General features: G+C 65.2%; 13 protein-coding genes. 5 read left to right on the top strand and 8 right to left on the bottom strand.

The annotated features are described in order from the left end of the window. Nucleotides 1–206: 206 nt before the first annotated feature. From PU724_RS29940 to PU724_RS29925, 4 genes are all read right to left on the bottom strand, one after another. Nucleotides 207–584 carry a YybH family protein gene (locus tag PU724_RS29940; protein WP_292350233.1) on the bottom strand — a complete coding sequence of 126 codons (378 nt, stop codon included), beginning with the start codon at nucleotides 582–584 and terminating at the stop codon, nucleotides 207–209. Nucleotides 585–805: 221 nt separating this feature from the next. Then, nucleotides 806–1,483 (bottom strand): outer membrane protein, encoded by a 678-nt coding sequence (locus PU724_RS29935; protein WP_127310317.1) that lies wholly within the window; start codon nucleotides 1,481–1,483, stop codon nucleotides 806–808. A 75-nt stretch (nucleotides 1,484–1,558) separates the two neighbouring features. Further along, nucleotides 1,559–2,254 carry an outer membrane protein gene (locus PU724_RS29930; protein ID WP_292350235.1) on the bottom strand — a complete coding sequence of 232 codons (696 nt, stop codon included), beginning with the start codon at nucleotides 2,252–2,254 and terminating at the stop codon, nucleotides 1,559–1,561. A gap of 187 nt (nucleotides 2,255–2,441) precedes the next feature. Next, entirely contained in the window at nucleotides 2,442–3,590 is a 1,149-nt protein-coding gene (locus tag PU724_RS29925; RefSeq protein ID WP_354425238.1) for a helix-turn-helix transcriptional regulator, read from the bottom strand. Nucleotides 3,591–3,860: 270 nt separating this feature from the next. Here PU724_RS29925 and PU724_RS29920 point away from each other — a divergent pair, with 270 nt between their 5' ends. Continuing rightward, complete coding sequence (locus PU724_RS29920) at nucleotides 3,861–4,886, top strand: AraC family transcriptional regulator (protein ID WP_354425240.1); 1,026 nt, start codon at nucleotides 3,861–3,863, stop codon at nucleotides 4,884–4,886. A gap of 29 nt (nucleotides 4,887–4,915) precedes the next feature. Here the strand turns inward: PU724_RS29920 and PU724_RS29915 are convergent, their stop codons facing one another. Both PU724_RS29915 and PU724_RS29910 read right to left on the bottom strand, forming a co-directional pair. After that, entirely contained in the window at nucleotides 4,916–5,674 is a 759-nt protein-coding gene (locus tag PU724_RS29915) for a slipin family protein (protein WP_127284425.1), read from the bottom strand. Further along, nucleotides 5,671–7,041 (bottom strand): NfeD family protein, encoded by a 1,371-nt coding sequence (locus PU724_RS29910; protein WP_354425242.1) that lies wholly within the window; start codon nucleotides 7,039–7,041, stop codon nucleotides 5,671–5,673. Before PU724_RS29910 ends, PU724_RS29915 begins: the two co-directional genes overlap by 4 nt. A 196-nt stretch (nucleotides 7,042–7,237) precedes the next feature. Here PU724_RS29910 and PU724_RS29905 point away from each other — a divergent pair, with 196 nt between their 5' ends. Both PU724_RS29905 and PU724_RS29900 read left to right on the top strand, forming a co-directional pair. Further along, entirely contained in the window at nucleotides 7,238–7,696 is a 459-nt protein-coding gene (locus PU724_RS29905; RefSeq protein WP_426213728.1) for a hypothetical protein, read from the top strand. Nucleotides 7,697–7,949: 253 nt separating this feature from the next. After that, nucleotides 7,950–8,258: a hypothetical protein gene (locus PU724_RS29900; protein ID WP_127310322.1), complete on the top strand. Its 309-nt coding sequence runs from the start codon at nucleotides 7,950–7,952 to the stop codon at nucleotides 8,256–8,258. Nucleotides 8,259–8,293: 35 nt separating this feature from the next. On the opposite strand, the gene PU724_RS29895 is transcribed toward PU724_RS29900, so the two are convergent. Both PU724_RS29895 and PU724_RS29890 read right to left on the bottom strand, forming a co-directional pair. Next, nucleotides 8,294–9,832 (bottom strand): winged helix-turn-helix domain-containing tetratricopeptide repeat protein, encoded by a 1,539-nt coding sequence (locus PU724_RS29895; RefSeq protein WP_354425246.1) that lies wholly within the window; start codon nucleotides 9,830–9,832, stop codon nucleotides 8,294–8,296. A gap of 100 nt (nucleotides 9,833–9,932) precedes the next feature. Continuing rightward, entirely contained in the window at nucleotides 9,933–10,670 is a 738-nt protein-coding gene (locus PU724_RS29890) for a class I SAM-dependent methyltransferase (protein ID WP_354425248.1), read from the bottom strand. Nucleotides 10,671–11,495: 825 nt separating this feature from the next. Here PU724_RS29890 and PU724_RS29885 point away from each other — a divergent pair. Together PU724_RS29885 and PU724_RS29880 are read left to right on the top strand one after the other, a co-directional pair. Then, nucleotides 11,496–12,101 carry a CDP-alcohol phosphatidyltransferase family protein gene (locus PU724_RS29885; RefSeq protein ID WP_354425250.1) on the top strand — a complete coding sequence of 202 codons (606 nt, stop codon included), beginning with the start codon at nucleotides 11,496–11,498 and terminating at the stop codon, nucleotides 12,099–12,101. Nucleotides 12,102–12,121: 20 nt separating this feature from the next. Further along, nucleotides 12,122–13,909, top strand: a complete 1,788-nt coding sequence (locus PU724_RS29880; RefSeq protein ID WP_354425308.1) for a bifunctional alpha/beta hydrolase/class I SAM-dependent methyltransferase — start codon at nucleotides 12,122–12,124, stop codon at nucleotides 13,907–13,909. Nucleotides 13,910–13,912: the final 3 nt, after the last annotated feature.

The raw sequence follows: 13,912 nt of genomic DNA, 5'->3' as shown, positions 1-13,912 counted from the left end.
CATCGCCAGAAACGTCCTCCAGGCAGCCGATGCCGACAAAGTCCCCATCAGCCACCGCATCAAGAAATGCGCCTGGAACGACGACTATCTCATCCAGGCGCTAACCCATATGCGATAGCCCTGCCCTCAAGGGGGAGATGGCCGGCACGCCAGCGGGGGTGCTGTCCCGCCAGCGTTTCCGCAAATCACAGCGTCACATAGCTAGATCAGGCACTCGCCAGCAAGTTCGCATCCCGCGCCAGCCGCCGGCGTCCGTCGCCTTCCTTGCGCAGCAGCGTGAGCGTGTAGCCGGAGCGCCGCACCGGCTCGCCGCCCGGCGGCGTCGCTGTCATGTCGATGCGGTTGCGGATATAGGCCCAGTCGCCGAGCAGCTTGAGTTCGACGATCTCGCTCGAGCCATCGATCTTCTCGCCCATGCCTTTGAAGGCGGCAGCGAAGGCTGCCTTGCCGAACGGTTCCTTGGCGGGAACCATGAAGATGACGTCGTCGGTCATCAGCGAGAGCACGGTCTCCAGATCGCCCGTGCGGCTTGCCGCCATCCAGGTCTCGACCACCTGCCGGATCGCGCTTTCGTCGTCGGTCATTGGGTTGTCTCCCTAATGCATCCGTGAGTAGGTGGTGCACCTGTTGCCAATGGCAATGAGCGCCTGCGGGGGGAGATGGCCGCGAGGCCGGAGGGGGCGCGAAGGATCGCGGCAATATTCCAGCTTGTGTTCGTCGCCCCAGGCTGATGCCGGGCGCTTCAAGTTCGAGCGCTCCCCCGCGGCGGAAACGCCCGGCGCGGGGGGTTGTTCGGTCCGGCGGATCAGAACTTGTAGCTGAGTCCGACCCGGATATCGTGAGTCTGGAGATCGACGTGCGTTTCGGTGGTAAAGCCATTCACCACCGAGAGAGCCTTGCTGCCGAAGTCGGAGTAGCGATATTCGACCCGAGCGATCCACCTGTCGGAGAGGGCGTGCTCAACGCCGCCTCCAACCGTCCAGCCAACATGCGTCTCTTCACGATATGGCTGGTCACCGCCGAAGCCGCCGGTGGTCACGAGCACTTGATACCTGGCCGCAGCCACGCCGGCAGTGATGTAGGGCAAGGTCCGGTCGTAGGCGTAACCAGCCCGCAGCCGCGCAGAGCCTGACCATTTGACCTCGCCCTTGACCAAGGCGCCACCGCCGCTGCCGAAGGCCGTCTGTCCATCCACGGCAGTGTACATCAGGTCGGCTTCGGCGCCGAGTACGAAGCGGCTGGCCATTTCACGATTGAGGCCGATATGGATGCCCCCTATGAAGCCGTTCGGATCGATAGGACTGTTGAGATCGCCGCCGCCGCTGGTGACCAGGTGGTCAGAGCTTCCAACTGCGTAACCGACGTCGACGCCGGTATAGGAGCCAGACCAGTCGTAGGCAGCCGGCCCCTCATTGGTGTCCGCCGCTGATGCCAGGCCGGCAGGCGCGAGGATGAAGGCTGTCGCGAGAAGAATCGGTTTCATCGTGTCTGCTGCCTCATAAATGTTGCGCCCTCCGTTTCGGAAAGGCCGCAGAGGGGCTCCGTTCGGTTCTGCAGATCAGAACTTGTAGCTGAGGCCGACCCGTAAATTGTGCGTCTTGAGATCGACGTTCGAAACCGTGCCAGGACCAAAAAGCGGCACCGAGAGATCCTTTTTACCGAAGTCGGCGTAGCGATATTCGACGCTGGCGATCCACTTGTCAGTGAAGGCGTGGTCAACGCCAGCTCCAACCGTCCAGCCAAGATGGGTTTCGTCGTGGACTGGTATTGTACCGCCGGGGCCGTTGGTGATCACACTCACTTCATACTTGGCGGCGGCCACGCCGGCAGTGATGTAGGGCAAGGTCCGATCGAAAGCATAGCCAGCCCGCAGCCGCGCCGAACCCGACCACTTGAGTTCGGTGTTGAGCAGCGCACCGGCGCCTGCGAAGGTGCTCACCCTATCTACATTGCTGTACGCGAGGTCGGCCTCGGCGCCGAGCACGAGGCGGTTCGCCATCTCCTGGTTGACGCCGATATGGACGCCGCCAACAAAGCCGGTCGGATCGAGGGGCGCGTTGACGTCGGTGCCCCCAAGGCCAGCGCCGGCAATGAAGAGATTGGATTTTCCGGCTGCATAACCGACGTCGACGCCGGCATAGAGGCCGGACCAATCGTAGCCGGCGGCAACGGGCGAGGTTTCGTTGATGTCCGCCGCGCCTGCCATGCCGACAGGCGCGAGGATGAAGGCTGCCGCGAGAAGAATGGTTTTCATTGTCAGTCTGATGCCCCAGAAATGCTACGTTCCCCGCCGCCGAATGCGCGGGGATTCAGCTGTTGTCGACGTCCCGGTTTTGCATTGTCGGGCGGCGCGCGTCTTGGGCTGGGCCGCACTGGAATTGTCCTGGAACGCACCCCGTCACTTTCCGGACCAGTGTGGCGGATCAGCCGCAGCCGGCCGGCTACGTCGATTCGGGACCTGCGAGAGGGGCGCCCATGTCCGAAATGAGTTTGACGAGATCGGCCTGGCGCCGCGTGCCGGTCTTGGCAAAGATCCGGTTGAGGTGGGTCTTCAGGGTATTCTCGCCGATGCCGAGCGCAACCGCGCTCCTGGGGGCGGACAAACCACTGCCGATCCTGAGCAGGACCCGCGCCTCCGCTGGCGTCAGGTCGAACAGCGTGGTGAGAACGGCTTCCGGCAATGGCGAGGCGGACGTCGTCGTCGACACGAAGACGGCGGCACAGGCGGGCCGGAAAGCCGCGCGCGCGGTGCCTTCGGTCAACGGCAACACATAAGCAACGGCGGGCGGCTGGCCCGGCGCCGAAATGGGCAGGCCGATGCCGCGCGAACCAAGCGAGGCATCCGCGCGCGCGGCACTGGCGATCGCTTCCTGCAGGGCAAGAGCCACCGCCGGATTCTGCGCCTGCAGGAGGCCATTCCTCGAACGAATGGGACCTTCCACCGAAAGCATCTGCTGGGCAGCCTCATTGGCATGCAGGATTGCCCCACTGGCGCCAGTAAGCACGACAGGCACGGCCAGATGGTCGAGCGCCTGACGATAGAGACTGGCAGTCACGCGGGCCTGATCGAGCAGGTCGCCAATCAGGGACGCACGGCGCAGATGCGGCGACAGCAAGGCCATGAAACGCTGCTCCTCGACGGATATGATCCCCCTGCCGGCCCGCGTGGTGCAACCCATGAGGCCGATCCGGTCCGGTGTGTGAACGAATTTGATGATGCAGCCTTCGCGCAATCCCTGCGGCTTGGCCCAATTCTGATAAAACGGCGTCTGCTGGAGTTCGGCTTCGCTGATATGCGACAGCGTCGCGACGGGCGTGTCGATATCGCCGACGACCGCCGCCTTCAGCCCGGGAATTGCGTCAAAGTCATAATCCTCCTGCAGCACGCGCATCCGCTCGGCATCCCAGGGCGACCGCGCCGCGAAGCGGCCGTGATTGTCGGCAGTGCTGGCAAGCGCGATGGTGCTGTAGGCCGCATCCATGGTTTCGGTGATCCGGATCATGACCCCGGTCCAGCCGTCCGGATTCAGCACGCAATCGTAGATATCGCCGACAATCGAACCCAGAACTTCGCTGCTCAGCCTTTCCACCGTTTCTCCTGCACCCCAGCATGCCCGCCATGATGGATGGCGGGCAAAGAATGAAACCAGCAACATTTTGACGGCGGCTCGGCGCAAGGACGCCGATCCGCCTGGAGGATTTTGCTGGCGTCATACTTTCGGGTGACGCCAAGCGTGATTGGGCTCGATTAAGGGGTTCAGTCGGCTGAACGCCAAGCCATCAATGTTGCTGGTTATTCCTGGAATGGAAAGCGTCGCGTTCGATTTTTTGAGACTGCGGGTTTAGCGGGGGCGCTTCCTTTGTCACGAAAGACGGTGTTTTCATCGGCTGGTTTGCCGGAGCATCTTGGCGCCTATGAGGGATTGCACAGGATTACCTACAATTCCAGCGACCTGATCGGCGGCGAACAAATCCAGAAGGAGCAATGGATCTCATCGCTGACATCCGGTTACGCCCGTCTGCGTGCCGATCCGGCCATCGGCAGATCGTTCGAAGGGGAGCTCAGGATTGTTCGAGCTAGCGACGTTTCGGTGGGCACGATCCACGGCACTGTCAAATCGATATCGAGAACCACTGAAGACATTGCTGCTCAGAGCACCAACAATGTCGTGTTGCTTCTCAATGCCGGACACTCCCCGCTCAGCGTCGACCAGGCGGGAAGGAGCGTCGATCTGAGTCCAGGCGCGTCCGTTCTTGTCGAGCAGAGCGCCCCCTCAATCATCCGAGTGAGCGACGGGCAATGCGGCCTGATCGCCGTGCAGACCGATCGCGAACGCGTGCGTCAGCGATATGCAGCGTTTGAGGATCGCCTGATGACCGTCGTGTCCAGCTCCATGATGATCAACGCCCTTGTTCGTGCCTATGTCGGCGTTCTGGCGGATGAGAAAGAAGCCGAGTCTCAACTGACCATGCAGTTCGTGGCCGATCATATTGCCGATCTGATCGCCGCCACCGCTTCCATTGCCGCACCGGTGACGGCGCACGACAACGCGGACGCGCGAGGTCTACGTGCGGTACGGACGCAAGCGATTCTGACTAAAATTCGCGGTGGCTTCACCGATCCGGAAATCTCCGCGCAAGGTATCGCAAAAGAGCTCGGCCTGTCGGCGCGCTATGTCCAGGATCTGCTCCAGGAAACAGGCATCAGCTTCTCCGAGCGTGTTCTCGAACTACGCCTGCAGAGAGCGCACAAGATGCTCTCGCAACGGCACAACGACGCCATGCGCGTCAGCGAAATCGCGCTGATAAATGGCTTCAGCGATGTGTCCTACTTCAATCGCTGTTTCCGCCGCCGCTTCGGCTACACGCCATCGAGCGCGAGATAGATCCGGACATCGGCCGGCACGGCCCCCCCTCACTTCCCCTGCCCCTTCAAAAATTGCCCGAGCAGATCAACCGGCAGCGGGAAGACCACCGTCGACGAGCGCTCGCCGGCGATGTCGTGCAGGGCCTCGAAATAGCGCAGCTGCATGGCTTGCGGCTCGGCCGCCAGCATGCGGCCGGCTTCGACCAGTTTCGCCGCCGCCTGCTGCTCGCCGTCGGCGTTGATCACCTTGGCGCGGCGCAGGCGTTCGGCTTCGGCTTGCTTGGCGATGGCGCGGACCATGCTCTCGTTCAAATCGACATGCTTGATCTCGACATTGGAGACCTTGATGCCCCAGGCATCGGTGCGCTGGTCGAGGATCTCCTGGATGTCGTTGTTAAGCTTGTCGCGCTCGGCCAGCATCTCGTCGAGTTCGTGCTTGCCGAGCACCGAGCGCAGCGTGGTCTGCGCCAACTGGTTGGTGGCGGCCATGAAATCCTCGACCTGGATGATCGCCCGCTCGGCGTCGACGATGCGGAAATAGAGCACGGCGTTGACCTTCACCGAGACATTGTCGCGCGAGATCACGTCCTGCGGCGGCACGTCCTGCACCACAACGCGCAGGTCTACCCGCACCATTTGCTGGATGAAGGGGACGAGGATGATGAGGCCGGGACCCTTGACCGCCGTGAAGCGGCCGAGCGTAAAGACCACGCCGCGCTCATATTCCCTCAGGATGCGGATGGCGGCCGCAAGGAACATGATCACGGCCACCGCAACGACCAGATAGGCCACGTAACCGACCATCATCTTATTGCTCCGTTGTTGTTCGCGTCGCGGCGGCGCACCGTCAGCACGAGGTCGCCGACATCAGTCACCTCGACGCTGTCGCCGGGCGCGACGGGCTCGTCGGCCCTCGCCCGCCAGCGCTCGCCTAAGGCCAACACATGGCCCTCGCCGCCCTGCCAGTCGAGGATCTCGACGGGCAGGCCGCGCATGGCCTCGCCGCCGACGCGCGGCGGACTTTTGCGCGCCGCCCAGACATAGGTTCCGGTGAGCAGCGCCAACCCCAGCGTCAGCGCGGCAGCGGGGCCGATGACGGCCCACGACATGGCAAAGCCCGGACCCTCGACCTTGAGCAGCAGGGCGGAGCCCAGCAGGAAGGCGGCGACGCCGCCCAGCCCGAGCACCACGGTGGGATTGAACGCCTCGATGGCAAGGAACGCGATGCCGAGCAGCATCAGCGCCAGGCCCGCATAGTTGATCGGCAACAGGTTGAGCGCATAGAGGCCGAGCACCAGGCAGATGGTGCCGATGACGCCGGGGGCTACCGCGCCCGGGCTGGTGAACTCGAAGATGATGCCATAGACGCCGACCAGCATCAGGATCACGGCGACGTTCGGATCGGTGATGACGGCGAGCAGCCGGATGAACCAGCCCGGCTCCAACGTCTCGACCGGCAGGCCGTCGGTCGCCAGCACCTGCTTTTTACCGGCCACGTCGACGGTGCGCCCGTCGGCCAGTTGCAAGAGCTCGGTGGTGTCGCGGGCGACGAAGTCGATGACATGTTCCTGCAGCGCGGCGCTGGCCGAAAGGCTCGCCGCCTCGCGCACGGCCTTCTCGCCCCAGTCGCCATTGCGGCCGCGCAATTCGGCGAGCGAGCGGATCAGCGCGACCGCGTCATTGGTCACCTTGGCCATCATCGCGTCGCCGGCCGGTCGCCCGGTGGCGTCCTTCTGGTCCTTGTCCTTCTCGCCGCCCGGAAGCGACGGCAGCCCGCCGAGTTCGACCGGCGTCGCTGCGCCGAGATTGGTGCCGGGCGCCATCGCCGCGACATGGGTGGCGTAGAGGATGTAGGTGCCGGCGCTGGCCGCGTGGCCGCCGGCCGGCGCGACATAGCCGATGACGGGGACCGGCGAGGCCAGGATGGCGGCGATCATCTCGCGCATCGAGGTGACCAGCCCGCCCGGCGTGTTCAGCTGCAGGATGAGGACCGCGGCGTCGCGCTTGGCGGCGGTGTCGAGCGCCTCCTCGAGCTGCCTGGTGCTGGCCGGCCCGATGGCGCCGTCTATGGCGACGCTCAGCGCCACCTTCCCGCTCCCGGTCGAGGAGAAGGGAGAAACGACAGCCGCGGCCAAAAGAGCAGCGGCAAGAAGGACCACCCGCGCGAAGATCACGCTCAAAGCTCCATGGTGAAGATATGGGTTGTATTTTGGTGAAGTCCAATGAGGGCATGTGGCGGGGGAGATCGGCTGTCACTGCCCTTAGCCAATCTCGGTGCTGCCACTCCATCAATTGCCCTGTATGATCCTGCCGCTACGAGTGTCTTGATGGGGGGAAATCATGCGAAGCGGATTGGCGGCATTCATCGTCTTGGGCGCACTGCAAGCCACGCAGCCGACCAATGCCGCATCCTGCGGCTGGAGCGCGAAGATGGAGGAGGACGAAGGCGGCAGCGTGCTGACGGCCTCGGTGTGTGGCGGGCCGAATGGCGGCGCGCATCTGATGCTGACCTGTTTCGGCAAGCCGGTGCTGAGCTACGATCTCGGCGAGGCCGGTCCGCAACTCGAGCCCGGCATCAAGGCCGCGTTCGCGTTCAAGGCCGGCGGCAAGACGGCGACGAAGACGCTCGTGCTCGAGGCGATGTACAATTACTTCACAGCGCAATTCGGCAGCGCCGACCCGCTGCTCGCCTTGCTGCGCGGCAAGGGCGAGGTCATTGTCACGTCCGACAAATATGGCGAGAACAGTTTTCCGCTTAACGGATCGAGCGCGGCGATCGGCAAGGTGCTGGCCGAATGCGGCAAGGCTTCTTCCGGGGACGCGGACTGAAGGCGGCGAGAGGCCGAGAACAAGCCTCAGGCCGCGCGGCAGCGAAGCTGCCATCTCCCCCTCGAGGCCCGTGAGGGGGGATTGCGCCAAGGAGCGCGGACGCTACCGATCGACGCTCGCCGCACCCCGAACCGACTTGCGGTTTTCGTCGCAATTTCCCTGAAGTTTCGCCGGGGCATCACGATCTCCAGTCTGGCGCCAACTATCCTCGGCCTTGCTGTCACAGTGACAGTTCGAGACGGAGATCAAGGCCATGACCACGATCGTTTCCTTCTTCATCGGCGCCACCGCCGACAACCGGCGTCAGAACCGGCGCCAGGCCTCCCCTTCCCGGCTCTACCGACTCGCTTGCGCCGCGACATCGGCGCTGTTGTGGCTGCCGCGTTTCTGGAAGACGCGCGGCGAGCTTGCAGTGCTCGCCGCCATGAGCGAATGCGAACGCCGCGATATCGGCCTCACCGTCTTCGACGTCGAGAACGCGCTGACGCTGCCTGTCGACCGCGACCCGACCGAGGTGCTTGCGAAGGTCGTGGAGGACCGCCGCCAACGCCGCGAATTCTGAGCGCGATGCTCCAGGGCCGGGCGCCGGCGATCCAATCACTCCGGCAGGCCGGCCTCGCGCAGGCCGGCGGCGATGCGTTCAGTCGTGCCCGCGTCGAAGGGCGAGGCGTCGCCAACCCTGGCAATGGTGAGGCCCGGGTAGGTTTCCATGAGCCTGCGGCAAGCGTGCCGTGCCTCGTCCTTGCGACCGGCATGAACCAGCGCCGTGACCAGCAGGCGCAGTCCCCACCAGGTGCCCGGCTGCTGGCTAAGGCCGCGCTGCGTCAGCGCCACCGCCTCGTCATAGCGCGCGGCGACGAAATGCGCGGCGCCGATGCCGATCTCGGCCATGTAACCCATCGGGTCGCGCGGGCTCAGCCGTTCGAAATGCTCGAACTTCTCGATCGCCGCCTCGGGCCGTTCGCGATAGACGTCCAGCCAGGCGCTGCGCAGCCAGGCCCAGGCGGAATTCGGATCGAGCGCACGCGCCCGCGCCAGATGCATGTCGGCGACATCGTAGTCGCGGGCAAACGAATGCGCCGCCCCGAGCACGGCAAGGACCATCGGATCGTCGCCGGAGAGCGCCGCCCCCTTCTGCGCCAGGCGCAGGCCCTCTTCCCGAGAAGCGGCGGGCGTTTCGGTCCAGCGGTAGCCGGCGCGCTGCAGATGGCACCAGGCAAGCAGCGAAAGCGCCAGCGGATAGTCCGGCTCGATCGCGATCGCACGTTCAAGCAGCGTGCCGGCCCCCTCGTTCTGCGCGCGCTCGAGCGACCAGGTGAGCGGAAAGGCGCGCAACACGTAGTCGTAGGCGGCGAGGCTTTCCGGCCGCTTGCGCCGCGAACGCTCGATCTCGGCCGACAGGATGGAGGGCTGGATGGCGCCGACGACACTCTCCGCAAGCCGGTCCTGCAGGTCGAACACATCGGCCATGGCGCCGTCGTAGCGGTCGGCCCAGATCGTCTTGCCGGAACCGGAGTCGATGAGTTGTCCGGTGAGGCGGATATGATCGCCGGCCTTGCGGACGCTGCCAGTCAGGACGTAGCGCACGCCGAGTTCGGCTCCGGCCCGTTTCACGCCGTCGGCCTCGCCCTTGTAGGCGAAGCTCGAATTGCGGGCGATGACGAACAGCCAGCGCATGCGCGACAGCGCCGTGGTGATCTCGTCGACCATGCCGTCGGCAAAATAGTCTTGCGCCGGGTCGCCGCTGAGGTTCTCGAAGGGCAGCACCGCGATCGACGGCCTGTCGTCGGCGGTCCCCTCCCCGGTCGCGGTGGCGACCCGATCCTCGAGGCGGCGCACGCGCTCTTCGTCGATCACATAGCCGCGCCGCAGCACGGTGCGGATCAAGCCATCGGCCTCGGCGCCGAGCGCCTTGCGGATGTCCTTCATGCATTGGGTGAGCGAATCGTCGGAAACGGCGACGTTCGGCCAGACCGCATTGACCAGCTCGTCCTTGCCGATGACGCGGCCGGCATTTTCCAGCAGGTAGGTAAGCAGCGAAAGCGACTTGGCGCGCAGGTCGACGTCGAGCCCGCCCCTCTGCAGCCTGCCCCTGTGCAGATCGAGCCTGTGGCCGGAGAATTCGAACGTCGTCATGTCGCCCCTCGAGGAGACGTCAACCAATTCGATCCGCGCGACGGCTAGCGATCGATCAAAGCCCTCGCATGCTCGAAGACATCATGCCTGTCCCCCGACATCAAGGCTTTCGCCCACTGAAGATGGCGTGGCCGGCGAAGAGCCAGGCGCAGTCGACTTCGGTGAAGCCCGCTTGCGCAAGCCAGGAAAGCTGCGCGGCCAGCGAGGACGGTTTGTCGATCGGCTCGCCGTCCGGGTTACGGAAATAGTTCCAGCCCAGGCGATTGAATTCGGCGAAGGCGGCGAGATCGCCATCGATCGCCAGCGCCCGCGTGCGCACCGCCTCGTCCCATTGCCGTGCGGCGATGTCGAGCCCGCTTGCGGTTGGCGGGCGCACGATGTCGGCCACCACCAGCACGCCGCCGGGCTTGAGCGCCGCCGCCAGATCGGCAAACAGCTCCTGCTTCTGCCGGCCGTCGAGATGATGGATTGCGAGCGAGGAGACGACCGCATGCGGGGGCTCGGCAAAGCGCCGCCAGTCGCGCTGCGCCAGCTCGAATGCGGCGGTGGTCAGGCGCCCAGCTTGGTCGCGGCAGGTGGCCCGCGTCTGCTCCAGCATTTGCGCCGAGCCGTCGAGCGCCAGAACATGGCAGTCGGGAAAGCGCTCCAGCAGCGCGCGGCTGAGCAGCCCCTCGCCTGGGCACAGCTCGACCAGCAGGTTGCCCGGTGCGGGTTGCGGAATGAGGTCCGCGATGATCCCGATCTGGCGTTCGCGTTCCGGCACGAAATAACGCCCGTTGTCCAGAAAGCCGCGAGAATGGTTCTCGTCCCAATGTGCCGTGCCTTGCGCCTGCGCCATGTTGCACCCTTTCCTCTTCGACCCAGTCTGCACGGCACCCGCCCGGCCGTCGTGATGGCAGGCTGAAATTCGGCTGAGATTGGCGGGACGGAAGCTGCATGGCGGCCGAAGCGCGACGGCGGCGATACGCAATACCCAAGGCGAGGCGGCAAGCGATGCAAGCCGCCCGGCCATCGCGCCCCCGGGCTTCGGTTGCGTTGCTGTGCATCGTCTTGCGCTGGCGCGCCATGACGCAATTCACACAGGCGAACCGGCAAAATCGCCGCCCGCCCAAATACACCCAAAAAAAGTCAGGTTGATAATGCTGGGCGGAAAAAGTCCAGCCGGCGAAAGGCAAGCCGATTCAAGCGCATAGGCGGGGGCTGCCGCATCGGCAACAGGGGCGGTCGAAAAGCCCGAAAAACCGGCTTTTGCTGGCCTTCAAGGACAGCAAGGACGCGATCGCGCGGGTCTGCGGCAACGGTCCGCCAGGGTCAAAAACCGGCGTTCGGGCGCCCGGCTGGCGGCGTTGACAGGCGACGCCGCCGCTGGATATGCCGAAGCCACTGGTCACGCCATAACCGGGGGCTGTTGGGGACGGACGGGGTTTCAACAGCTTGGCGGGGGCGCCGGACGGGCTGGTACACGCATGGTGTACCGCCCGCTCCTGGCCGGTCTTCCAAAACGCAGATTTTAACCGCGTCGCAAGCGCGCGCACTCCGCCCTTGCGTCTTGGCCGCCGATTGACCATCCTCATTGCGTGCAGCGTCTCCAGCCGGAGGCGTGGCAGGGTGTTTGGCGCATGGGGGTCATGCGTGGGGTTATGACGCGGTTGGGGGATCGCATATGCCAACGCTTTACGCGTTGAAGCCGGCCTTCCAGGCGAGGTTGCGGCCGCTGGCCGACCGGCTCGCCGGAGCCGGCGTCACCGCCAACCAGATCACGCTTCTCGCCGCCGGCATTTCGGTCGCGACCGGGGTGGTGACGGCCGTCTTCGCCGCCCATCCCGTCGTGTTCCTGCTGATGCCGCTGGTGCTGTTCGCGCGCATGGCGCTCAATGCCATCGACGGCATGCTGGCACGGGAGCATGGGCAAGCATCAAGACTCGGCATGTATCTCAACGAACTCTGCGACGTCGTCTCTGACCTGGCGCTGATCCTCGCCTTCGCCGCCCTCTTCCCGGCTTGGGGCGTGATCGCCTTCGGGATCGTGGCGGTCATCGTCGAATTCACTGGTGTGCTCGGCATCGCCGCGGGGGCGGCGCGCGACTATGCCGGGCCTTTCGGCAAGAGCGACCGGGCGCTGGCGCTCGGGGTCATCGGTTTCCTCGTCGCCTTCGGCCTGTGGCCGGCGGCGCTCACGCCTTTCATGTTTCCGGCGTTCGCAACACTGTCGCTGGCGACCGCCATCAACCGGATACGCAGCGGCCTTAGAGGAGCAGTCGAGCATTGACCGACCTCGGGGGCAACACCATGATCCATCAGCAGAATATCGCCGCGGCAGCACCCACGAGCGTCGAACGGGTGGTCGAGGAGCGGACCTTCAGGACCCATGACGGCTCCGAGATCTTCTATCGCTACTGGCCGGCGGTGGGTGACAAGCCCAAGGGCGCCGTCCTTCTCTTCCATCGCGGCCACGAGCATGGCGGCCGCATGGCGCATCTGGTCGACGAGCTCGCCATGCCGGGCTACGCCTTCTATGCCTGGGACGCGCGCGGCAACGGGCGCTCGGCAGGCGAGCGCGGCTACGCGCCGTCCTTCGCCGCCCTTGTGCGCGACATCGACTGCTTCGTGCGCGAGATCGCGCGTGACGGTTTCGGCCAGCGCGATCTGGCACTCATCGCGCAGTCCTTCGGGGCGGTGCTCGCCGCTGCCTGGGTGCATGACTACGCGCCCGACATCCGCGCGCTGGTGCTCGCCTCGCCGGCCTTCTCGGTCAAGCTCTACGTGCCCTTCGCCAAGGAGGGCATCGCGCTCTGGCAGAAGCTCAAAGGCCGCTTCTTCGTCAATTCCTACGTCAAGGCGAAATTCCTCACCCATGATCCGGAGCGCATCGCCTCCTTCGACGCCGATCCGCTGATCACCCGCCCGATCGCCTCCAACATACTGGTCGAGCTCTACGCGCATGCCGCCCGCATCGTTGCGGACGCGCGCGCGATCACCGTGCCGACACAGCTGCTGATCTCGGGCGCCGACTGGGTGGTGCGGCACGGCCCGCAGCACGAATTCTTCGTCAATCTGGCGAGCCCGGCCAAGGAGCGGCACGTGCTGCCCGGGTTCTTCCACGACACGCTCGGCGAACGCGAGCGCAAATACGCACTCGACCTGATCCGGCCATTCCTCGAGAAACAGTACACGACGCCCGAGAAGCCCGCCGATCTGACTGTCGCCGACCGCGCCGGCTACACGCGCGACGAGGCCGACAAGCTTGCCTCGCCGCTGCCGCTGTTGTCGCCCAGGGGCCTCTACTGGGCGATGAGCCGCGCCTTCATCCGCATGGCCTCCTGGTTCTCGACCGGGCTCAAGACCGGGATTGCCACCGGCTTCGATTCCGGCTCCACGCTCGACTATGTCTATGAAAACGAGGCGCGCGGCGTCAGCCATGTCGGCCGCATGGTCGACCGCACCTTCCTCGATGCCATCGGCTGGCGCGGCATCCGCCTGCGCAAGCTTCATCTGGAAGAGCTGATCGCCAGCGCCACGGAGCAGCTGAATGCTGCCGGCCGGCCCGTGCACATCCTCGACATCGCCGCCGGCCATGGTCGCTACGTGCTCGATGCCGTCGCCAAATGCGCCGTGCCCCCGGCAAGTGTCAGGCTGCAGGACTATTCCCAGCTGAATGTCGGGCTCGGCACCAGGCTGATCGCCGAGCGGAACCTGCCGACCAGCGTCACGTTCCGCCAGGCCGACGCCTTCGATACCGGAATGCTGGCCGGGCTGAAGCCGGCGCCGGACCTCGCCATCGTCTCCGGGCTCTATGAGCTGTTCGCGGACAATGCACTGATTTCCCGCTCGCTCGGCGGATTGGCCGGCGCCATGCAGCCCGGCGCGCTGCTGATCTACACCAACCAACCCTGGCACCCGCAGCTGGAGATGATCGCGCGCAGCCTGACCTCGCATCGCGGCGGCCAGGCCTGGGTGATGCGGCGGCGCACGCAAAGAGAGATGGACCAGCTGGTGAAGGCCGCCGGCTTCGAGAAGATCGACCAGCGCATCGACCAGTGGGGCATCTTCACCGTCTCGGTCGCCCGGCGCGTCTGAGGA

Source organism: Mesorhizobium abyssinicae (genome assembly GCF_049887195.1).
GTDB classification, from domain to species: domain Bacteria; phylum Pseudomonadota; class Alphaproteobacteria; order Rhizobiales; family Rhizobiaceae; genus Mesorhizobium; species Mesorhizobium abyssinicae.
Note: the sequence above shows the minus strand (reverse complement) of the source record. Positions and strands in the feature narration are given on the sequence as shown.

Bases quoted from the DNA above. Each gene is read 5' to 3' on its own strand.
- PU724_RS29885 (WP_354425250.1), top strand. From the start codon at position 11,496: ATGCCAACGCTTTACGCGTTGAAGCCGGCCTTCCAGGCGAGGTTGCGG.
- PU724_RS29900 (WP_127310322.1), top strand. From the start codon at position 7,950: ATGACCACGATCGTTTCCTTCTTCATCGGCGCCACCGCCGACAACCGG.
- PU724_RS29880 (WP_354425308.1), top strand. From the start codon at position 12,122: ATGATCCATCAGCAGAATATCGCCGCGGCAGCACCCACGAGCGTCGAA.
- PU724_RS29895 (WP_354425246.1), bottom strand. From the start codon at position 9,832: ATGACGACGTTCGAATTCTCCGGCCACAGGCTCGATCTGCACAGGGGC.
- PU724_RS29935 (WP_127310317.1), bottom strand. From the start codon at position 1,483: ATGAAACCGATTCTTCTCGCGACAGCCTTCATCCTCGCGCCTGCCGGC.
- PU724_RS29930 (WP_292350235.1), bottom strand. From the start codon at position 2,254: ATGAAAACCATTCTTCTCGCGGCAGCCTTCATCCTCGCGCCTGTCGGC.
- PU724_RS29940 (WP_292350233.1), bottom strand. From the start codon at position 584: ATGACCGACGACGAAAGCGCGATCCGGCAGGTGGTCGAGACCTGGATG.
- PU724_RS29890 (WP_354425248.1), bottom strand. From the start codon at position 10,670: ATGGCGCAGGCGCAAGGCACGGCACATTGGGACGAGAACCATTCTCGC.
- PU724_RS29915 (WP_127284425.1), bottom strand. From the start codon at position 5,674: ATGATGGTCGGTTACGTGGCCTATCTGGTCGTTGCGGTGGCCGTGATC.